Annotated in this window: 20 protein-coding genes; 15 read left to right on the forward strand and 5 right to left on the reverse strand. The window is 64.9% G+C overall.

From position 1 onward, the window contains the following. Positions 1-104 precede the first annotated feature (104 nt). The 4 genes from OK352_RS04900 to OK352_RS04915 all read left to right on the forward strand — a co-directional run bounded on the left by OK352_RS04900 (position 105) and on the right by OK352_RS04915 (position 4,837). Positions 105-1,094, forward strand: coding sequence for a DNA-directed RNA polymerase subunit alpha (locus OK352_RS04900; RefSeq protein WP_166984507.1), 990 nt, complete (start codon positions 105-107; stop codon positions 1,092-1,094). 46 nt (positions 1,095-1,140) lie between these two features. Next, complete coding sequence (gene rplQ, locus OK352_RS04905) at positions 1,141-1,737, forward strand: 50S ribosomal protein L17 (protein ID WP_265140333.1); 597 nt, start codon at positions 1,141-1,143, stop codon at positions 1,735-1,737. Between the two features lie 1,599 nt (positions 1,738-3,336). Further along, the gene (locus OK352_RS04910; RefSeq protein ID WP_265140334.1) at positions 3,337-3,774 is read left to right on the forward strand and encodes an alpha/beta hydrolase family protein; all 438 of its coding nucleotides are present in this window, start codon (positions 3,337-3,339) and stop codon (positions 3,772-3,774) included. Between the two features lie 22 nt (positions 3,775-3,796). Then, on the forward strand, positions 3,797-4,837 hold the full coding sequence (locus tag OK352_RS04915; protein WP_265140335.1) for a GNAT family N-acetyltransferase: 1,041 nt from the start codon (positions 3,797-3,799) through the stop codon (positions 4,835-4,837). A gap of 15 nt (positions 4,838-4,852) precedes the next feature. Here the strand turns inward: OK352_RS04915 and OK352_RS04920 are convergent, their stop codons facing one another. Next, positions 4,853-6,721 (reverse strand): acyltransferase family protein, encoded by a 1,869-nt coding sequence (locus OK352_RS04920; RefSeq protein ID WP_265140336.1) that lies wholly within the window; start codon positions 6,719-6,721, stop codon positions 4,853-4,855. Between the two features lie 74 nt (positions 6,722-6,795). Between OK352_RS04920 and OK352_RS04925 the strand changes: the two genes are divergently transcribed. Both OK352_RS04925 and truA read left to right on the forward strand, forming a co-directional pair. Beyond that, positions 6,796-7,647, forward strand: coding sequence for a phosphotransferase family protein (locus OK352_RS04925; RefSeq protein ID WP_265140337.1), 852 nt, complete (start codon positions 6,796-6,798; stop codon positions 7,645-7,647). A 119-nt stretch (positions 7,648-7,766) separates the two neighbouring features. Then, entirely contained in the window at positions 7,767-8,648 is an 882-nt protein-coding gene (truA, locus tag OK352_RS04930) for a tRNA pseudouridine(38-40) synthase TruA (protein WP_265140338.1), read from the forward strand. A 23-nt stretch (positions 8,649-8,671) separates the two neighbouring features. Here truA and OK352_RS04935 read toward each other — a convergent pair whose 3' ends face one another. Next, positions 8,672-8,944: a hypothetical protein gene (locus OK352_RS04935; RefSeq protein ID WP_265140339.1), complete on the reverse strand. Its 273-nt coding sequence runs from the start codon at positions 8,942-8,944 to the stop codon at positions 8,672-8,674. Between the two features lie 136 nt (positions 8,945-9,080). Here OK352_RS04935 and rplM point away from each other — a divergent pair, with 136 nt between their 5' ends. Genes rplM through glmM form a run of 3 tightly spaced genes read left to right on the forward strand, consistent with a single transcriptional unit; the run spans position 9,081 to position 11,424 of the window. Further along, positions 9,081-9,527, forward strand: a complete 447-nt coding sequence (gene rplM / locus OK352_RS04940; protein ID WP_265140340.1) for a 50S ribosomal protein L13 — start codon at positions 9,081-9,083, stop codon at positions 9,525-9,527. Positions 9,528-9,555: 28 nt separating this feature from the next. Beyond that, positions 9,556-10,038 (forward strand): 30S ribosomal protein S9, encoded by a 483-nt coding sequence (gene rpsI / locus OK352_RS04945; protein ID WP_265140821.1) that lies wholly within the window; start codon positions 9,556-9,558, stop codon positions 10,036-10,038. A gap of 21 nt (positions 10,039-10,059) precedes the next feature. After that, positions 10,060-11,424 carry a phosphoglucosamine mutase gene (glmM, locus tag OK352_RS04950; protein WP_265140341.1) on the forward strand — a complete coding sequence of 455 codons (1,365 nt, stop codon included), beginning with the start codon at positions 10,060-10,062 and terminating at the stop codon, positions 11,422-11,424. 104 nt (positions 11,425-11,528) lie between these two features. Here the strand turns inward: glmM and OK352_RS04955 are convergent, their stop codons facing one another. The 3 genes from OK352_RS04955 to coaA all read right to left on the reverse strand — a co-directional run bounded on the left by OK352_RS04955 (position 11,529) and on the right by coaA (position 14,425). Continuing rightward, the gene (locus OK352_RS04955; protein ID WP_265140822.1) at positions 11,529-13,013 is read right to left on the reverse strand and encodes an alanine/glycine:cation symporter family protein; all 1,485 of its coding nucleotides are present in this window, start codon (positions 13,011-13,013) and stop codon (positions 11,529-11,531) included. Positions 13,014-13,085: 72 nt separating this feature from the next. Next, on the reverse strand, positions 13,086-13,421 hold the full coding sequence (locus tag OK352_RS04960; RefSeq protein WP_265140342.1) for a TIGR02611 family protein: 336 nt from the start codon (positions 13,419-13,421) through the stop codon (positions 13,086-13,088). A 47-nt stretch (positions 13,422-13,468) separates the two neighbouring features. After that, positions 13,469-14,425 carry a type I pantothenate kinase gene (coaA, locus tag OK352_RS04965; RefSeq protein WP_265140343.1) on the reverse strand — a complete coding sequence of 319 codons (957 nt, stop codon included), beginning with the start codon at positions 14,423-14,425 and terminating at the stop codon, positions 13,469-13,471. Positions 14,426-14,583: 158 nt separating this feature from the next. Between coaA and glsA the strand changes: the two genes are divergently transcribed. Genes glsA through tsaE form a run of 6 tightly spaced genes read left to right on the forward strand, consistent with a single transcriptional unit; the run spans position 14,584 to position 21,159 of the window. Then, positions 14,584-15,594, forward strand: coding sequence for a glutaminase A (gene glsA / locus OK352_RS04970; protein ID WP_265140344.1), 1,011 nt, complete (start codon positions 14,584-14,586; stop codon positions 15,592-15,594). Continuing rightward, positions 15,569-17,212, forward strand: a complete 1,644-nt coding sequence (locus tag OK352_RS04975) for an MFS transporter (RefSeq protein WP_265140345.1) — start codon at positions 15,569-15,571, stop codon at positions 17,210-17,212. The genes glsA and OK352_RS04975 overlap by 26 nt, the downstream gene beginning before the upstream one ends. A 54-nt stretch (positions 17,213-17,266) precedes the next feature. Further along, positions 17,267-19,117 carry a glutamine--fructose-6-phosphate transaminase (isomerizing) gene (gene glmS / locus OK352_RS04980; RefSeq protein WP_265140346.1) on the forward strand — a complete coding sequence of 617 codons (1,851 nt, stop codon included), beginning with the start codon at positions 17,267-17,269 and terminating at the stop codon, positions 19,115-19,117. A gap of 25 nt (positions 19,118-19,142) precedes the next feature. Beyond that, positions 19,143-19,505, forward strand: coding sequence for a holo-ACP synthase (locus OK352_RS04985; protein ID WP_265140347.1), 363 nt, complete (start codon positions 19,143-19,145; stop codon positions 19,503-19,505). Further along, on the forward strand, positions 19,502-20,620 hold the full coding sequence (gene alr, locus OK352_RS04990; RefSeq protein WP_265140348.1) for an alanine racemase: 1,119 nt from the start codon (positions 19,502-19,504) through the stop codon (positions 20,618-20,620). The genes OK352_RS04985 and alr overlap by 4 nt, the downstream gene beginning before the upstream one ends. Further along, a complete protein-coding gene (gene tsaE, locus OK352_RS04995) occupies positions 20,617-21,159 on the forward strand; it encodes a tRNA (adenosine(37)-N6)-threonylcarbamoyltransferase complex ATPase subunit type 1 TsaE (protein ID WP_265140349.1) in 543 nt (180 codons plus the stop codon). Before alr ends, tsaE begins: the two co-directional genes overlap by 4 nt. Positions 21,160-21,167 lie beyond the last annotated feature (8 nt).

Genomic DNA, 21,167 nt, shown 5'->3' on the forward strand with positions numbered 1-21,167 from the left:
AGATCGGGCCGGATAACCCCGGCTCGATTCTTGGGGTTAACACAACTCAATATCCCGTCAACGCAAGTGTCATATAGCGGACACTTAGCCGAAAGGAATACATAGTGCTGATTGCACAGCGTCCATCGCTCACCGAGGAGAACATCTCGGAGTTCCGCAGTCGTTTCGTCATCGAGCCGCTTGAGCCCGGCTTCGGTTACACACTCGGCAACTCGCTTCGTCGCACACTTCTCTCGTCGATCCCCGGCGCCGCTGTCACCAGCGTCCGCATCGACGGCGTGCTTCACGAGTTCAGCACCATTCCCGGTGTGAAGGAAGACGTCACCGAGATCATCCTCAACGTCAAGGGTCTCGTCGTCTCGAGCGAGCACGATGAGCCGATCACCGCGTACCTGCGCAAGACCGGCTCCGGCCAGGTCACGGCTGCCGACATCTCGGCTCCCGCCGGTGTCGAGGTGCACAACCCCGAACTCGTGATCGCCACGCTGAACGAAGAGGCGAAGTTCGAGCTCGAGCTCACGATCGAGCGCGGCCGCGGCTACGTCTCGGCCACGCAGAACCGCAACGAGTTCTCTGAAGCCGGACAGATCCCCGTCGACTCGATCTACTCGCCGGTCCTCAAGGTCACCTACCGCGTCGAGGCGACGCGTGCCGGTGAGCGCACCGACTTCGACCGCCTCGTCGTCGACGTCGAGACCAAGCAGGCCATCACGCCGCGCGACGCCATCGCATCGGCCGGAAGCACGCTCGTCGAGCTGTTCGGTCTCGCGAAGGAGCTCAACAACCAGGCTGAGGGAATCGAACTCGGTGCGGCTCCGGCCGAGACCGTGCTCTCGAGCGAGCTGTCTGTCCCGATCGAAGACCTCGACCTGTCGGTTCGTTCGTACAACTGCCTCAAGCGTGAGGGAATCAACACGGTTTCCGAGCTTGTCGCCCTCAGCGAGACGCAGCTCATGAACATCCGCAACTTCGGTCAGAAGTCGGTGGACGAGGTTCGCGACAAGCTCGTCGAGATGGGGCTGTCGCTCAAGGACTCGGTTCCCGGGTTCGACGGCGCACACTTCTACTCGGGCTACGAAGACGAGAACAACTGACGGTCAGTCGTAAGACGGTCCGAGATCAATCTGGAGAAACACGACAATGCCTAAGCCCACCAAGGGACCCCGCCTCGGAGGCAGCGCAGCGCACCAGCGTCTGATGCTCGCCAACCTCTCTGCGGCCCTGTTCACCCACAAGAGCATCACCACGACCGAGACCAAGGCCAAGCGCCTGCGTCCGTTCGCCGAGCGTCTCGTCACGTTCGCGAAGCGCGGTGACTTGCACTCGCGCCGTCGCGTGCTGTCGACGATCGGCGACAAGACCGTCGTGCACGAGCTGTTCACGCAGATCGCGCCGCTCGTCGCCGAGCGCGAGGGTGGCTACACACGCATCACGAAGATCGGCAACCGCAAGGGCGACAACGCTCCCATGGCCGTGATCGAGCTCGTTCTCGAGCCCGTCACGCCGAAGGCGAAGCCGGCCAAGAAGACGGCGGCCGCTGAAGCGCCGAAGGCTGAAGAGCCCGCGGACGAGACACCCGAGGAGACTCCGGAAGAGGAGACCACGGATGCTCCCGCCGAGGACACCGCTGAGGAGTCGACAGAGGCAGCAGAGGACGCTCCCGAGGCTTCCGCTGAAGACGCTCCCGCCGAGGACGCAGCTGACGAGACGGCAGAGTCCGAGGACGACGCCAAGTAAGCAGCATCCTGCGCTGAAGGCCCCCGAGAATCTCACGATTCTCGGGGGCCTTCGCCGTGAGGGCCGTGACCCGTATGGTTATCTCCGCGGTTAGACTCGGCCAGGTGACTGACAACGCGATTACCGAACTTCTGGACGCCACGCGACTGAACGGACTCACGGCCACACGGGCCGGTCACCTCGTCGCATCCATCTCCACCCCCACCGCCGAGGGCAACGCGTACGTCTCAGCGCTTGCGGAGCTGACGGACGACGGAGCACCGCGGCTCACGCGCGGTGACGTGTCAGCATCCTCGCCCGCGATCACCGACGACGGGCACGTTCTGTTCGTGTCGAAGCGTGTGGGCGAAGATAACTCCGAGGCGAAAGACGGCTCCGTCTGGTGCCTCCCGCCGCGCGGTGAGGCGCGGCAGCTCGCGACGCGCCCCGGCGGTTTCGGTTCGCTGCGGACTGCGGCGGGCGTGGTTGTGGCGGAACTCGCCGTGCACTCGCAGGCGACGACAGAGAAAGAGCACGCCGATCTGTCGAAGACCCGCACCGACGCGAAGGTGTCGGCGGCGCTGCACGCAGGGTTCCCGACGCGGTATTGGGACAGTGATCTGGGGCCGACGCGGAGCACGCTCGCGGTGGCGACCCTTCCCGCCGATCTCGACGCGGCAACCACCCGCCCCGCTCCGACGCCGGAATCCGACGACGAGTCGGCGCCCCAGCCGCTCACCTTCGAGTATGCGCGGATGCCCGCCGGGCGCCTGACCGACTGGACGCTCGCCGATGACGGGTCGTTCGCCCTCGCGTCGCTGCAGATCAGCATCCCGGCGAAGCTCATGGCTCAGCAGGTGTGGCGGATCGACCTGCGCGGTGGTGAGCCGCGACTGCTTGTCGACGCAGATCCGAAGGGGCGTGACGAGGTGGAGGCAGGGCCGATCTCGCCAGATGGCACACGTGCCGTGATCGGGCGCTTCACGAACTGGACGGCCGAGCAGAGCCTCAGCGCTCGCCTTCAGCTGCTCGACCTGACGACGGGCGCGGTCTCGGAGCTGTGGCCGGAACACGACTTCTGGGCGAACCCGGTGTGGCTCGACGACACGACGATCGTCGCGGTGAGTGACGATTCCGGGCGCGGTTCGGTGTGGATCGGTGGGCTTCAGGACTCCCAGCCGCACCGCCTGGCGGGAGGGCCAGAGCAGAAGCGCGCATTCGGCGGTCTCGTGGTGCACGGGGATCGCCTTGTCGCCGTTGCCTCGGCTGTCGATGTCGCCCCGCATCCCGTGGCGATCGACCCGTCAACGGGTGCCGTGACAGATCTGCCGAACCCGGCGCACACGCTCGATGCTCCGGGGGAACTGCGCGAGATCACGGCGACCGCAGACGACGGAACGATGGTGCGCGCGTGGTTGCGCGTGCCGAGCGGCGACGGGCCGCATCCGCTTGTCGTCTTCGCCCATGGCGGGCCGTGGGGGTCGTGGAACGCCTGGACCTACCGGTGGAACCCGAACCCGTTTGTCGCCGCCGGCTACGCCGTGCTGCTTCCGGACCCGGCGATTTCGACCGGCTATGGTCAGCGCATGATCGACCGCGGCCAGCAGCTACGGCGGTTACATGGCGAACTGGGTGGCCGGCCACACCGGAACGCGGTTTCGCTGCATCGTCACGCACGCCTCGCTCTGGAACACCGAGTCGATGGGATCGACGACGGACAACGACGGCTGGGACGAGCCGATGCGGGTGCAGAACGAGCAGTACTCGCCCCACCGGTTCGTTGCAGACATCCAGGTGCCCATGCTCGTCATACACGGTGACCGCGACTATCGGGTGCCGATCGCTCAGGGCCAGCAGCTCTGGTACGACCTGCTCACCCATTCGGCGACGCCGCGCGATGCAGACGGTCACACGCAGCACCGGTACCTGTACTTTCCTGACGAGGGCCATTGGATCCTCGGGCGCGGAAATGCGCAGGTCTGGTATGAGACGTTCCTCGGATTCCTCGACACGCACGTGCGCGGGGTCGAGGCCGTCAGGCCGGCCACGCTCGGCTGAACCCGCTCGATAAACTGAAGGCATGACAGACTCCGCCGCCCCGCTTCGCGACCGTGTCGCCGCACCGGAACTCGAGCTCCCACAGCATCCGGATATCGCCTGCTGGAGGCCCGCGACGCTCGACGACCTCGACGCCATGATGGTGCTGATGGATGCTGCGGATCACGTCGATCATCCGGCATCCACAACCACACGCGCGCAGATCGAGAACGCCCTCAGATCGTCGATGCTCATCATGGCCGACGACACACTTGTGGGCGAGAGCGCCTCTGGTGTGCTCATCACGGCGGGCATCGTCGCTGAGGCACAGGCCCAGTCGACGCGCGTGCAGGTATACCTGGAGGGCACGGTGCACCCCGAGTGGCGTGGCCGCGGCATCGGGCGCCAGCTGCTGGCCTGGCAGCGAGACCGTGCCCTGCAGATTCTCGCCCGGTCGCCGCACGCCCTGCCGGGTTGGATCATGGTTGACCAGGAACAGGGAAACATCGCGGGTCAGCACCTCAGCGAGCGAGCCGGGTTCACGCTGACCCGGTATTTCACCGAGATGGAGCGCCGCCTAGCCGACCCCGTCGAGACTGTCGAGACTCTGGCAGACGTCCGCATCGTACCGCTGACGGATGCGCTCGTTGAGTCGGCGCGACTCGCCCGCAACGATGCATTCCGTGACCACTGGGGCAGCCAGCCAACCACGCGCGAGCGCTGGGAGCACATGACCTCGGCACCCGAGTTCCGGGGCGATCTCAGCCGCGTGGCGATCGAGAAGACGGATGCTGACGAGCCGCGCGTCGTCGCGTTCGCACTCATCTCGGTAAACAAGCGCGACTGGGAGTCGGCAGGGTATTCCAAGGCGTATATCGAGTACATCGGGGTGGTGCGCGATCATCGCGGAGAGAAGCTTGCCCCGGCGATCATCACCGAGGCGCTGCAGAGCCTGCGCGATGCGGGAATCGAGCGCGCGACACTCGATGTGGACTCCGAGAGTCCGACGGGCGCGAACACCCTCTACGAGCGGATGGGCTTCGTCGCCGGAGGCCGCACATTCTCGTACGTTCTTGAGGTCTAGCCAGCCGGATGCTGGTCAGCGCACGACCGGCAGGTTATAGCCGTGCTGCTCGGTCACCGCTGGTGGGAGATCGGCGAGCACCTGCAGTGAGTGCGTGATCGCCTCGGCATACAGGACGCCGCCGTCGTAGCCGGGGTGGATGTGATCGGCGGCGAGCAGCTCATCGGCGCGCGGATCGATCGCGTCTCTCCAATCCGCCACGACCGAGGTCCGGTGTCGAGCCGCGAACGCATCGAGGTCGGCGTTCACTCCGTCGATCCAGTCGCGTGGCGCATAGGCGTTGACCAGAATGAGGTGACGGTCCGGGCCGATGACGTCCATGATCTGGTCGAGGGTGGCTGGATCGACGGGACCGTTCGTTCCGAGCCCGATGACGACGGTGCTGCGCAGCTGCCCCTCGCTCTTCAGCCCCTCGAGAATCCCCGGTGCCGTGTACATGGACCGAGAGACGGCTGCATCGATGGCGATGCCGGGCAACGCGTCCTCGAGGGCGGGTGCCGCGGCCAGCATGACGGAGTCGCCGACCGCGGTGATGTTCTCGCCGGTGATTGTCGACGTGGGCGACTCCGACGGATCCGGTTTCGAGCCCTTGGCCTCCGAGGCTTTCTGTGCATTCGCGATGAGCGTCTCGACCGATGACTTCTGCGGGGCGACGGCCATGGCCGTGCCCGTTGACCCGATGAGCACGACGGTCACGGCAATGATTGCCGTGGCGAGTCCCGCGCGCGGAACACTGCGCCGGAACGCCCCCAGAAGTGCGCGGCCGCAGTCGCGGAATCCGCGACGTCGCACGGGAGTCTCGACGTACCGGAACGACAGTTCCGAGGCCAGGAGCGTCACGACGATCGCGAGGAGTGAGATGCTGATTGGCGGCGCTCCCGATGCCGATGAGCCGCCCCAGGCGAGTGCCAACGTGAAGACGGGCCAATGCCAGAGATAGACACCGTATGAGCGGCGGCCCAGCCAGCGCAGGGCACCGGCATCGAGCCTCGAACCGAGCAGCGACCCCGGGCGGATCGCGGCGGCGATCACGATCACGGTCAAAAGCGACGCGAGCGCGAGGCCTCCCCGGTATGTCGCGTCGTCACCGTCTCCCAGTGAGAAAGTCAGCACCGCGACCCCGATGAGCGCGAGCGAACCGGCGACGTCGAATGAGCCGCGGATCACCGGGCCGTTGCGTTTCGGCAGTCCCGCGCCGAGACGCCCCTCGAGAAGGACGGCGAGTGCAGCGCCCAGCAAGAGTCCGAATGCATGCGTGTCGGTTCCGTAATAGACGCGGGTGGCGTCGCTCCCCGAGATGAAGAGCGTGCTCATCCAGAGTGCCGAGCCGATGGATGCTGCCACGAGAACACCCGCGCGAAGCCACCGCGACGGCAGAAGCAGCAGAGCGAGAAGCAGCAGCGGCCAGACGATGTAGAACTGCTCCTCAACAGCGAGTGACCACAGGGTGCGGAACATCTCGGGGGAGAGGGCGTCGAAGTAGGAACCGCCCGACACGATCTCGACCCAGTTGTAGCTGAACGTTGCTGCGCCGAATATCTGTCTGCCGATGCGGACGAGCACATCGCCGCCGATGAGCAGGGCGGCAGTTGTCGAGGCGGTGACGACGAGAACCAGGGCGGGGAGGATGCGGCGCGCTCGCCGCGTCCAGAAACCGCGCAGGCTGACACGGCCCTGTGTGTCGCGCTCGCGGATGAGCAAACTGGTGATGAGAAAACCCGAGATGACGAAGAACACGTCAACACCGATGAAGCCGCCGGGAAGCGCTCCGGGGAACAGATGGTAGACGAGCACCCCGGCCACGGCAAGCGCGCGCAGCCCGTCGAGTCCCGCATAGTGGATGCGGGCGGCGGGCTGAGAGAGGGCGGAAGCTGTTGTCACCATGGAACCGATCGAGGATATCTCTCGAGAGTGAGTGGCGCATGAGAACCGATGTTGCTGTGCTCTAGCCTGATGCGATGGACACCTGGCATCACGGACTTCTCGAGACGGCACCCGCTCGCTTCGTCGAGCAGCACCTGAGCGCACCCGTGCTTGTCGACGATCTGTCGTGGGGACTCGTCGATACGGCCGTCCTCTGGGTTCGTGACGGCGATCGCGATGTGATTGTGAAGACGGCTGGTCCGGGCAATCATCATATTGGGCGGGAAATTACGGCGAATGAGTCGTACACGTCCCCGCTGGTTGGCAGCAACCGCACGGGGAGGCTCATCGCCGCTGACCGCACGGCGAACACGCTCATCCTCTCGTATCAGCACGGGAACCTGATCGACGGGACGGTCTCTGAGTTCGACCCTGATGTCTATGCGCAGGCGGGGGCGGTGCTCCGCGAACTGCACGGGCAGGAGTCGCGTGTTGATGACGACTACGAGATTCGTGTCACCGATCGTGCCGTGCGCTGGCTCGATGGTGAGCACCGCATCGCTCCCGATGTCGAGGCGGAGGCTCGCAGCATCCTCTCGTCGTATCGTCCGATGCCGATCACGGTTGTGCCCACGCATGGTGACTGGCAGCCGCGCAATTGGCTGATCGACAACGGCTGGCTGCGCGTCATTGATTTCGGGCGCTTTGCCTTCCGGCCGCCCGCGACGGACCTGTGCCGCATCGCTGAAAAGCAGTGGCGTGAGAATCCGGTATTAGAGGACGCCTTTGTGGCGGGCTTCGGTCGGGACCCGCGCGACGAGTTCGTCTGGCCGATGGATCTGCTGCGTGAGGCGATCGGAACCGCCTGCTGGGCGTTCCAGGTCGGCGATGCGGATTTTGAGGAGCACGGTCTCCGGCTTCTCGATGAGGCGATCGCGCGTTTCTGATCGCTCGTCGTGCGAAAGCCATGCAGAGACCGCGACGTTTCGACGTGGCTCATGACGAACAGGTCACCCGGCCATCGCCGGGCACGTCCTGGTGATGCGGCGTCGATAGACTGAGCGCCGTGACCGACCAGCATCCGCCTGCCACACGATTCCGGCTCGACATCGCGTACGACGGAACGGACTTCTCCGGGTGGGCGAGACAGCCGGAGCTGCGCACCGTGCAGGGGGCGCTGGAAGACGCCATCGCGCGCGTCTTCGGCCGTCGCGGGGATGAGCCAGGGCTGACCGTCGCCGGACGCACCGATGCCGGGGTTCACGCGACGGGTCAAGTGGCCCATGTCGATCTGCTCGAGCGGCACGTCGAAGCGTTGACCCGGCAGAAGCGGCGGGATGCTGTGCCGCAGAGTCCCGGTGAGGTCTTCGCGCGTCGCATCAACGGTGTTCTCGGTCGACGCTCCGATGTCGTGGTCACGGCGGCGCGCGAGGCTCCCGACGGGTTTGACGCGCGGTTCTCGGCGTCGTGGCGTCGGTACGCGTATCGGATCGCCGACGATGTCACCGGACGGAACCCGCTTGAGCGCAGCACCGTTGTCTGGCATCCGGGAACCCTCAATGTCGAGGCAATGGATGCCGCGGCCCGTGAACTCGTCGGGTTGCACGACTTCGGTGCCTACTGCAAGCCGCGCGAGGGGGCCACGACGATTCGCACGCTGCAGGATTTTCGGTGGATCCGGGATGCTGCGGGCCACGTCGTCGCCGAGGTGAAGGCCGATGCCTTCTGTCACAGCATGGTCCGTTCGCTGACGGGTGCCTGCGTCGCCGTCGGTGAGGGGCGGCTCAGCGCAGACGATCTCGTGCGGCTCAGAGATGCGGGCGAGCGGACGAGCGCGTTCGCGGTGATGCCGGCACACGGGCTGGTTCTCGTGCAGGTCGGTTACCCGGAAGATGACCTGCTTGCCGCGCGTGCTGAACTCACGCGCGCCAAACGGTCACTCGACTGAGCTGCTGGCTCGAGGAACCTCGTTTAAAGACGGAGCGAGGAGCGACGTCCGAATGCCGCTGTCGCACGCTTCTGGCCGGACAGATGGTGGAGTGCGGACGCCATATTCACGTCGGCAACGCGGGCGACACCGCGCGCGAGTAGTGTTCGATCCGGCATCGGGTCTGTGCGTTGTGCTTTGTGGGGCAGGGCAGTGCGTGCGACAGCATCCCGGTATAATCTCGTGAGTGACAGCGTGTTGTCTGCGACAGCATCCAGGCCCTGCGAATTGACCGGCTGACCGGCGTCGCGTAGCATAGCTCGTTGGTGCTGTGCCCGTTTTCTGGCTCGCACCCGTAGTTGAGCCCTCCACCTGCGGAGTTCACGTCACGTGAACGCCCAACGGAGCGGGATTCACGAACGTCCAACTAACGATTAGGAAAGCAGCACTACTGTGACGCGCACTTACTCTCCCAAGGCCAGTGAGATCCAGCGTGACTGGATCGTCATCGACGCTGAAGATGTCGTTCTCGGCCGTCTGGCAAGCCACACTGCCGTTCTTCTTCGCGGCAAGCACAAGCCGACATTCGTCAACCACCTCGACACCGGTGACTTCGTCATCATCGTCAACGCCGCCAAGGTCGCCCTCAGCGGCGACAAGCTTCAGAAGAAGCGCGCCTACCGCCACTCGGGCTACCCGGGCGGTCTCTCCTCCATGAGCTACGGCGAACTCCTCGAGAAGAACCCTGTTCGCGCCGTCGAAAAGGCAGTTCGCGGGATGCTCCCGAAGAACTCGCTCGGTCGTGCTCAGCTGGGCAAGCTCAAGGTGTACGCAGGCAGCGAGCACCCGCACGCCGCTCAGCAGCCGAAGCCGTACTCATTCGACCAGGTCGCGCAGTAAGCGCCCGCAAAGCTAAGGATTCATGACAGTGGCGAAGATCGAAGACTCCATCGAAACCCCCCAGAACTTCAGCACCGAGTCGGAGGCGACACCCGAGGCTGCAGCCCCGCGCCCCGCGCTGACCGTTCCCGGCGCAGCTGTGGGACGCCGCAAGCAGGCCATCGCCCGCGTGCGCCTCGTTCCCGGCTCCGGCAGCATCACGGTCAACGGCCGTGAGCTTGCCGACTACTTCCCGAACAAGCTGCACCAGCAGCTCATCAACGACCCGTTCACGGTGCTCGACCTCTCGGGCAGCTACGACGTGATCGCCCGCATCTCGGGTGGTGGCCCCTCGGGCCAGGCCGGCGCTCTGCGTCTCGGCATCGCTCGTGCGCTCAACCAGATCGACCTCGAGAACAACCGCCCGACTCTGAAGAAGTCCGGATTCCTCGCGCGTGACGCTCGCGTCAAGGAGCGCAAGAAGGCTGGACTCAAGAAGGCGCGTAAGGCACCTCAGTTCTCGAAGCGCTAAGACACACAGGTCTGGCTCTTCATGGCTCGTCTGTTTGGAACTGACGGCGTTCGCGGTCTCGCGAACGGTGTTCTCACAGCCGACCTCGCTCTCGGCCTTGCCCAAGCCACCGCAGTGGTGCTTGGGCAAGGCCGAAGTGCTGAGGCCCGGCGTGCTGAAGGTAAACGGCCGACGGCCGTCGTCGCCCGCGACCCTCGCGTGTCAGGAGAGTTTCTCGCGGCCGCGGTTTCGGCGGGTCTCGCCTCGAGCGGGGTCGACGTGCTGGACGCCGGCGTCATCACGACGCCCGCTGCTGCCTTCCTCGTGCAGAGCATCGACGCCGATTTCGGTGTGATGATTTCGGCGTCGCACAACCCGGCGCCCGACAACGGCATCAAGATATTCGCGCACGGCGGCACCAAGCTGCCCGACATCGTGGAAGAGCGGATCGAGGAGCACCTCGACACAGAACAGCTCATGCCCACGGGTGCCGACGTCGGCCGGATCCAGCGGTTCGCTGACGCTGAGGACCGCTACCTTATTCATCTTCTCGGCAGCCTCCCGCATCCGCTCGACGGATTGCACGTCGTCATCGACTGTGCAAACGGTGCAGCCGCGGGCGTCTCCCCTCAGGTGTTTTCGGATGCTGGCGCCCGCGTCTCTGTGGTCGGAAACGACCCGGACGGCATCAACATCAACGATGGTGTCGGGTCGACACACATCGATGCGCTCGCGCGCACTGTCGTCGAGCTCGGCGCCGATGTGGGCATCGCTCACGACGGTGACGCCGACCGCTGCCTGGCCGTGGACGCGAATGGCACAGTCATCGACGGCGACGTGATCATGGCGATCCTCGCCGTGTCGATGAAAGAGCGCGGCAAGCTCGTCGACGACACGCTCGTTGCGACAGTGATGAGCAACCTCGGTCTGCGTCGCGCCATGGAAGAGCACGGCATCGAGATGCTGCAGACAAAGGTCGGCGACCGCTACGTTCTCGAGGCGATGAACGAGAAGGGCTACGCCCTCGGCGGCGAGCAGTCCGGCCACGTGATCATGAGCGAATTCGCGACGACGGGCGACGGCATCCTGACCGGTCTACACCTCGTCAGCGAGATGGCCCGCACCGGCAAGACCCTCGCAGAGCTCGCCAGCGTCATGACCGTGTACCCCCAGGTCATGATCAATGTGAAGGACGTGGACAAGACCCGCGCGCACTCGGATGAGAACGTCTTGCGTGCCGTCACAGATGCTGAGGGCGAGCTGGGTGAAACCGGCCGCGTCCTGCTGCGGCCGAGCGGAACAGAGCAGCTTGTTCGTGTGATGGTGGAAGCAGCCGATCACGACACGGCGGGCCGCATCGCCGATCACCTCGCCGGGATCGTGAGGACGAACCTCAGCATCGTCTGACCCGATGGCGCATACTGCGCTGAAAGCTCACGCTGGGCAGAGAGCGAACATCGACAGGGCCTGCATCCATGCGGATGCAGGCCCTGTCGTTGCATGAGGTTGCGTCAGAGGTTGCGGCGACTGGATCCGACGACGTCGCCGGCCTTCCAGTCGTCCCAGCCCTCGCGCCCCGCCATGAAGGCTTCGATCTCCTCCTTCGAGGCCTCCAGCTTCGGGTCATGCTTGAGGTAGTGCTTCGTCTCGCGAGCGACGAGACCCGAGAGCACAAGCAGACCGACGAGGTTCGGCAGTGCCATGAGCCCGTTCATCACGTCGGAGAAGGCCCACACGACGCCGAGCTGTACGGTGCAGCCGATGTACACGATGAGAGAAAACACAATGCGGAACGGCATCACAGCGCGTCGACCGAAGAGCCGCTCGATGTTGCGCTCACCGTAGTACGACCAGCCAAGGATCGTCGAGAACGCGAACATCACGAGCGCGATTGTCACGACCCAGTGACCCCACTCGCCGGGCAGCCCGTTCGTGAATGCCTCGCCCGTCATCAGGGCGGCGGAGATCTGCTCGCCTGTTTCGGGGTCAATCGCCTTCCACGCGCCCGTCGTGACGATGACGAGACCGGTCATCGTCACGACGATGATCGTGTCGATGAAGGTCTGCGTCATCGAGACGAGACCCTGACGCACGGGGTGCGAGGTCTGGGCTGCTGCAGCGGCCATGGGTGCTGAGCCAAGCCCGGACTCGTTCGAGAAGAGCCCGCGAGCGACACCAAACTGAATCACGATGATGATCGCGGAGCCCGCGAAGCCTCCCGCTGCGCTCGTGCCGGTAAACGCGTGGGTGAAGATCTCGGCAAGCGCGGACGGGAGCGAGCCGATGTTCGCGATGAGAATGTACAGTGCCGCGGCCACGTAGAAGATGATCATGACGGGCACGAAGCCCGCGGTGACGCGGCCGATCACCTTGATTCCTCCGACCAAAACGAGCAGTGCCAAGACGGTGAGCGTGACGCCGGTGATCCACGTGGGCACGTTGAAGCTCGACTCGACGTTGGAGGCGATCGAGTTGCCCTGCGTCATGTTCCCGATGCCGAAGCACGCGATCGTGGCGAAGATGGCGAACATGAGGCCGAGGACCTTGCCGAACGGGCCCTTGATTCCGCGCTCCAGATAGTACTGGGGTCCGCCGGACTTCTCGCCCGCAGCATCCGTCCCTCTGAACCGCACACCGAGATACGCTTCGGTGTATTTCGTCGCCATGCCGACGAGGCCGGTGATCCACATCCAGAACAGGGCGCCCGGGCCGCCGATCGCGATGGCCGTTGCCACGCCGACGATGTTTCCCGTGCCGACGGTTGCGGCCAGGGCAGTCGTCAATGCCTGGAATTGCGAAATATCGCCTTCACTTCCGGCATCTTTGCGCTTGAGGATGCCGAGGCGCAACGCGGCGCCGAGTTTGATGAATTGCAGCCCACCGAGACGAAACGTCAGGTAGATGCCGGTTCCGATGAGCAGAGGAATGAGGACGTATGGTCCCCAGACGACTGAGCTGATGTTTCCCAGTGCTTCCTCAAGCCAGGTCAAGTCCATGGTTCTCCCGTCTGTGCGTCGTTGCACGATGGGCACCATCCTATGGGGCAACAAGGCCCCGCTGGAAGAGCCTTATGCGCGAGCCGCGCGACGTGATTTCTGCCACGCCCAGAACCGCGACAGCATCCGCTTCAACCACCCCGAGAGACGCCGTGCCCATCGGAATTCGGTGCCAAGAATCGCGAGCCCAAGAAAGACAATGAGCCAGCCCGGTCCCGGGAGAGGAATGAGAATCAGACCGAGAAGCGCGATGACGGTGCCGAGCGTGCCCACCGTCACACGGTAGGTGCGTTGCAGGCGCGGGTGCGTCACGAGCCAGGCGCGGATGCGACGCATCAGACGTCGCACCCAGCGGTCGGGATTCTCTGCGCTGACGATATCGCGAGAGATCTCGGTCTGGTACGTCATGGTCGCCAGGCTAGGCGCGGATGCTGGAGATGCGCCGAATGCTCAGGTCAGATCTTGCGCAGCAGCACCTTGGAGACTGTGTGATCGCTCTCTTTGCGCAGCACAAGCTTGGCACGTGCCCGGGTGGGACGAATGTTCTCGCGCAGGTTGGGCTCGTTGACCTCGGTCCAGAAGTAGCGGGCCTTCTCTCGAGCTTCTTGCTCGCTCAGATCGGCGAAAACGTTGAAATATGAGTTTGGGTTCGCGAATGCACCCTGCTGCAACGCGAGGAACCGCTCTTCGAACCAGTGCGCGATGTCGTCTGTGCGGGCATCGACGTAGACGCTGAAGTCGAAGAGATCGGCGATGGTGAGGTGCCCGGCGACGGCCGGCTGCAGCACATTGAGCCCCTCGACGATGAGCACGTCGGGACGCCGCACGACGATGCTGGCATCGGGAACGATGTTGTACTGCATGTGCGAGTAGAACGGCGCGCGCACCTCGTCTGCGCCGGACTTCACCTCGGTGATGAAGCGCAGAAGCGACCGGCGGTCGTAGGCCTCGGGGAAGCCCTTGCGGTGCATGATTCCGCGGCGTTCGAGCTCTTCGTTGGGGTAGAGAAAGCCGTCCGTCGTGATGAGCTCGACGCGGGGAGTGTCCGGCCACCGCGACATCAGTTCGCGCAGCAGTCGCGAGACCGTCGACTTACCTGCAGCGACCGAGCCGGCCACGCCGATCACGAACGGCGTGCGTGCCGATGACTCGCCGAGGAACTGCTGCGTCGAATCGTGCAGTCGCTTCGCGTTCGCCACATAGAGGCTCAGCAGCCGGCTGAGCGGCAGGTACACCTCGGCGACCTCGTTGATGTCCATGCGGTCGCCGAGCCCGCGCAGCTGCACGATTTCAGCATCCGTCAGTGGGCTCTGCATGTTGGGCGCGAGACTGGCCCATCGTGCACGGTCGATCTCGACGAACGGGGTCGTGTGCACGGGAAGGGAGCCGGTGGCTGTGCGACTGGGCGACATGTGACCACATTTTACGCAGGTTGCGCTGTCGAATCGTGCCGGCAGCGCTACAGAGTCCTGGTGGAGCTGACCCTATTCACCGCGTGCTATCGGTGTTAGTGTCCGAAAAGGCGGCGGATTCATGACAGGGATACGTCCGTCGTCGGAGGGGATCAGTCGTGCTCGACACGAACACCGACGGAGTTGATCAGCGCGTATCGACCGGTGAACTGCCGAGCTGGCAGCGCATCGACGAACGCGTCACCGAGGCGTACGAGCGCAATGTTGCCGATGAGGGTGGACGCGTCGCCGACTACATTCCTGAGCTCGCAGCTGTGGATCCCTCTCAATTCGGCATCTGCGTCGCGGACGTTGGCGGTGGCCTCCATTCGGCGGGGGACGCCGATGTCGAGTTCACCATCCAATCGGTCTCAAAAGCGTTTGTCTATGCGCTGGTCTGCGCTGAATTCGGGCACGACGAGGTGGGCCGGCTCGTCGGGGTGAACAACACGGGCCTCGCGTTCAATTCAGTGATGGCCATCGAGCTGAACGATGGGCATCCGATGAACCCCATGGTGAATGCGGGTGCTATTGCGACCACAGCGCTCATGCCCGGGGCAACGCTCGCAGAGAAGTGGGAGAACGTCCGTACCGGGCTCTCGGAATTTGCCGGCAGGCAGCTCACGATGGACGGAGATGTTTACCGCTCAGAATCGGAGACCAACACCCGCAATGAGGCGATCGCGAAGCTGTTGAAGAGCTACGGCCGCGTCACCGGAGACTCCACGGGCCTCGTCGACATTTATACCCGCCAGTGCTCCCTCCGCGTCACCGCGCAGGATCTGGCAATCATGGGGGCGACTCTTGCCGACGGGGGTGTGAATCCCGTGACGAAGCAACGGGTTGTGTCACCGATCGTCTGCCGCGACACACTCGCCGTGCTGGCGACCAGCGGGCTCTACGAGCGTTCGGGGGAATGGATGTTTGAGATCGGCCTGCCCGGCAAATCAGGGGTGTCGGGCGGCATTGTGACTGTCGCACCGGGAAAGGGAGCGCTCGGGGCGTTCTCGCCTCGACTCGACTCAGCGGGGAACAGCGTTCGCGGGCAGAAGGCAACAGCGGCGCTCTCGCGCTCACTCGGCCTGAACATCTTCGCCTCCGACAGTGAAGGGGACAGACACGATGTCTGAGCAGAAGGCGACGACCGCAGAGAAGACTTCATGGGTGCCGCTGGTGGGGCTGTTTCTCGCGCAGGTGCTCATGTCGTTCAACGTTGCGGTTCTGCCTGTCTCACTCGGCGGCATGGTCGACGACTTCGGGGTGCCGCCAACGGTCGTCAGTTCCACCATCGTCACCTATGGGGTCGCGGTTGCCGCGCTCGTCATGGTCGGGGCGAAGCTGGGACAGCGCATCGGCTGGGTGCTCATTTTCCGCATCGTCGTCGTCATCTTTGCGGGTTCATCGGTCATGATGCTCCTGTCTCCGAGCGTCGGCTGGGCGATCACAGGCCAGGCGCTCGCCGGGGCCTCCGCGGCGATCATCGTGCCCGCGCTCGTTGCGCTCATCGCCGAGAACTACAAGGGAACCCAGCAGGCAACGGCGATCGGATCCCTCGGCTCGGCGCGTGCGATTTCTGGAGTGAGCGCCTTCATGATCGGCGGCGCACTCGGAACGTTCATCGGATGGCGTCCCGTTTTCATCATCGTGCTCGTGCTCGCGATTGCTGTGTTTCTCTTCAGCTTTCGCCTGCGCAGCGATCGCGGTAAACGGGCGGTGCAGATCGATGTGGTCGGGGCTGTGTTCATCGGCGTTGCCATCATTCTGCTGACGCTTGGCTTCAACAATTTCAATGCCTGGGGAGTGCTCACCGCTCGCCCGACCGCACCGTTCTCGGTGCTGGGGCTCTCGCCTGCCATTGTGATGGTCGTGTTCGGGCTCATTCTCGGGCAGTGCTTCTTTCTGTGGACGCGACGTCGATCGCGGCTCAGCAAGGTTCCGCTCGTGAGCCTCGCCGTCCTGGGCTCAGGCAAGGAGCGGGCCGCGGTCTACGCAATGTTCATCGTCGTCGCCCTCGAAGCTGCTCTGAATTTCACAGTCCCGCTCTACATCCAGATCGTTCAAGGTCGCACACCGCTCGATACGTCGTTGGCGATGCTGCCGTTCAACCTCACCGTGTTCATCGTCGCCACCCTCGTCGTGCGGTTCTACAAGCGATACACCCCGCGCACCATCGGTGTTTTCTCGTTTTCCCTCACCACGATTGCGCTCATATGGCTTGCGATCGCCGTGACGAACAACTGGGAGACCATCCCCACGATCGCGGGGCTAATCGTCTTCGGCATCGGGCAGGGGGCGTTGGTGACTCTCGTGTTCAACGTGCTCGTCACCGCCTCGCCGAAAGAAGCCGCGGGTGATGTCGGATCCGTGCGAGGAACGACTCAGAATCTCGCGTCGGCCGTGGGCACCGCCCTTGCAGGGGCAATGCTCGTGACCATTCTCGGCATCAATATCGGGCAGGCAGTGACGAACAACGTTGAGTTGCCGCGAAACCTCGTTGATCAGGTGGACCTTGACGATGTTAACTTCGTCAGCAACGATCAGCTGCGCGAGGTGCTCGATGCGACAGACGCCACGGCAGAAGAAGTGGACCGCGCCGTCGAGATCAACGCTGACGCTCGTCTGCGCGCTCTGAAACTCGGGCTGTTGATTCTGGGCGGGATCAGCTCGATCGCGATCATCCCCGCCACGAGGCTGCCTAAGTACCGACCGGATGAGATTCCCGTCCCCGACGAGACGGACTCTCGGTGATTCGGAGCCGCGTCCCGTCTCAGCACTCAGCTTTCTGCCCATAAACTTGTCACCATGTGTGGAATCGTGGGATACGTCGGCAACCGTGACAGCATCGACGTCTTGATGAACGGGCTCAGAAGGCTCGAGTATCGCGGGTATGACTCCGCCGGAGTTGCCGTCATTGGGGAAGACGGGACGCTCACGACACGGAAGCGTGCGGGCAAGCTCGCCGTCCTCGCCGACGATGTCGCTGAGACAGCGATTCCAGCGAGCGCGACCGGTATCGGGCACACCCGTTGGGCGACGCACGGCGGCCCGACAGACGACAACGCTCACCCGCACCTCAGCGCCGACGGCAAGCTCGCCGTCATTCACAACGGGATCATCGAGAACTTTGCGGCGATTCGCGACGAGCTCGAGAATCAGGGATACACCTTCTCGAGTGAGACTGACACCGAAGCGGCGGCCATTCTGCTCGGTCGCGAATATGCAGAGACCGGTGACCTGCGTCAGGCCTTCCAGCGCGTGGTCGTCAAACTCGACGGCGCGTTCACACTGCTTGCCGTGCACCAGGACGAGCCGAACCTCGTCGTGGGCGCCCGCCAGAACTCGCCGCTCGTGATTGGCCTCGGCCAGAACGAGAACTTCCTCGGCTCCGACGTCGCCGCGTTCGTCGAGTACACGCGCTTCGCGCTCGCCGTGGGCGAGGGCGAGATGGTCGCGATCACCCCGGACAGCGTCGACGTCACCGACTTCGCCGGCAACCCTGTGCAGTCCACGCCCTTCGAAGTGCAGTGGGACGCCTCGGCCGCCGAAAAGGGCGGATGGTCGAGTTTCATGGCGAAAGAGATCAGCGAACAGCCGGATGCTGTCGCCAACACGATCCGTGCACGCATCGGCGACGACGGTCTCGTGCATGTGCCCGAGCTCGAAGGGCTCGACGAGCTCTTCCGCGACGTGTCCCGAGTCGTGATCGTCGCGTGCGGCACGGCCTCCTACGCCGGCATGGTGGGGAAGTACGCCATTGAAGCGTGGACGCGCCTGCCCGTCGAGGTCGCGCTGAGCCACGAGTTCCGCTACAGCGATCCCGTCGTCGATGCGAGCACACTCGTCGTGTCGATCAGCCAGTCCGGTGAGACGATGGACACCCTCATGGCGGTGAAATACGCGGCCGAACGCGGCGCGAAGACCCTGTCCATCTGCAACACACAGGGCGCCACGATTCCACGTGAATCGGATGCTGTCGTCTACACGCACGCGGGCCCCGAAGTGGCTGTAGCCTCGACGAAGGCGTTCGTCGCGCAGATCACTGCGCTGTACCTGTTCGGGCTGCACATAGCGAACGTGCGTGGCAGCCTCACACGCGAGCAGATCGCCGAGAACGCGACGGAGCTCCAGGCAATCCCGGGCAAGATCGCTGAGGTGCTCGAGCAGCACGACGAGATCGCGCAGCTGGCGCACTGGATGAGCGACACACGATCCGTGCTATTCCTCGGCCGCAACGTCGGCTACCCGATCTCTCTCGAGGGTGCACTCAAGCTCAAGGAGCTCGCCTACATCCACGCGGAGGGCTTCGCCGCGGGCGAGCTCAAGCACGGTCCGATCGCGCTGATCGAGCCGGGCCAGCCGGTCTTCGTCGTCGTGCCGAGCCCGCGCGGTTCGCAGACGATGCACGCGAAGGTCGTCTCCAACATTCAAGAGATCCGCGCCCGCGGCGCCCGCGTCATCGCGATCGCCGAAGAGGGCGACGTCGCCGTTCTGCCGTACGCCGACACCGTGGTGCGGGTTCCGCTCGCCGCCCCGCTCTTCGAGCCGCTGCTCTGCGTGGTTCCCACGCAGATCTTCGCCATGGAGCTCGCATCGGCGAAGGGCCTCGACGTCGATCAGCCGCGCAACCTGGCCAAGAGCGTCACCGTCGAGTAGCCATGTCAACGGCAGGTGGTGCGCAATGATCGCGGGAATCGGCGTCGATCTCGTCGACCTCGCTCGATTCGAGCGGGCCGTCGACCGGACGCCGCGTCTGCGGGAACGCCTGTTCGCTGAGCGCGAACGGATGCTGCCCCTGCGCTCACTTGCGGGGCGCTACGCCGCGAAGGAAGCACTGATCAAGGCGCTCGGCGGCTCAGACGGCGTGCGCTGGCTGGACATCGTCGTCGACAAGTCTGAGGACGGCGACCCGTTCTTCACGTTGTCGGGGACGACGGCGGAAGCCGTAACCGAACGCGGCATCACGGCGTTGCACGTGAGCATGAGTCACGATGGGGGAGCCGCGATGGCTTTCGTCGTCGCCGAGAAGGGGGACGCGTCATGACGGTGCTCCGCGAGGCGACGGTCGATCTGGCGGCGATCGCCGAGAACCTGCGCGTACTCAGGTCGTCGACGCAGGCGACAAACGTCCTCGCCGTCGTCAAGGCGGATGCGTATGGGCATGGTGCCGTTCCCGTCGCCCGGACGCTCGTCGCGGCCGGCGCGGACATGCTCGGAACCGCGGACATCGACGAAGCCCGTGCCCTGCGCGGCGCCGGCATCGATGCGCCCATTCTGTGCTGGCTGCACGGCCCGGATGCCGATTTCGAGGCTGCCCTCGCGCAGAACATTGAGGTGGCGGTCTCGAGCATCGAGCAGCTGAACGCCGTGGCCGACGCGGCGCGGCGCCTGAGAGCATCCGATGTTCCCGTGCAGATCAAACTCGACACGGGGCTCAGCCGCAATGGTGCCGCCCCGGAACTCGCGGGCGCCCTGTTTGCGCGCGCTGCGAAGTTTGAGGCCGAGCGGGTCCTGCGCGTGCGCGGCCTCATGACGCACGTCTCGAACACGGCTCCGGCCGAGGATCTCGCGCAGGTCGCTCAGTTCGAGAACCTCGTCGCTGACGCGCGCGCGGCAGGTCTGCGCCCCGACGTGCTGCATGCCGCTGCGACGGCCGCCGCCCTGCGGATTCCCGAGTCGCGCTTCAATCTGGTGCGTCTTGGCATCGGGCTCTATGGGCTCACGCCGTTCGACGACGAGACGAGTCAGCAGCTCGGCATTCGACCCGCTATGACGCTGCGCGCCCCGGTTGCCGCGGTGCGCCGAGTGCCTGCCGGGGCGGGCATCTCGTATGGCTTCACCCATCGCACGTCGACCCCGACGACGCTCGCCCTCATTCCGCTCGGGTACGGCGACGGCATCCCGCGCCAGGCGTCGAATGGCGGCACCGTCGCGATCCGGGGTCGCATCGTCGCGAATGTCGGCCGCGTTGCGATGGACCAGTTCGTCGTCGACGTGGGCGACGCGCCCGTCGAAGTCGGCGACGAGGCGGTGCTGTTTGGCGATGCCGCCCAGGGCGTGCCCAGTGCGGACGACTGGGCGAACGCCGCATCCACCATCAACTACGAGATCGTCACGCGCCTCGGGTCCCGTGTCGTGCGTCGCTATGAGGGCGCATGATCGACGTCCCCTCGACGATCGTCTGCGCGACGCCGGACGAGATGCACGACCTCGGCGTCGAGCTTGGCCGGATGCTGCACGCCGGCGATCTGCTCGTTCTCACCGGGCCTCTCGGGGCGGGCAAGACGACACTCACGCGCGGAATCGGTGAGGGGCTCGGCGTGCGGGGGCCGGTCACGAGTCCCACGTTCGTGCTTGCACGAACGCACCCGAGCCTGGTCGGAGGGGCGCCGCTTGTGCACGTCGACGCGTACCGGCTGAGCGACCCGCTGGAGCTGGACGACCTCGACATCGACTTCGAGAGCAGCGTCGTTATCGTCGAGTGGGGGCGCGGGATGCTGGAGGGCATTGCCGAGTCGTGGCTCGACGTGGAGATCGAGCGGCCGATGGGCAGCGCTGGGTCGGCCGCCGACGCGGGCACGGCTGCCGAGGAGCGTGACGAGCCGCGCACGGTGCGCATCGCACGTGTGCGCGCGGGTGACGGCGCGGAAAACTGCGCGGAAAACTGCGCGGAAAACAGCTCGGGCGCAGAGGAATAGGCTGGACG

The sequence above is a fragment of the Microbacterium sp. MPKO10 genome (assembly GCF_026107415.2).
GTDB lineage: Bacteria > Actinomycetota > Actinomycetes > Actinomycetales > Microbacteriaceae > Paramicrobacterium.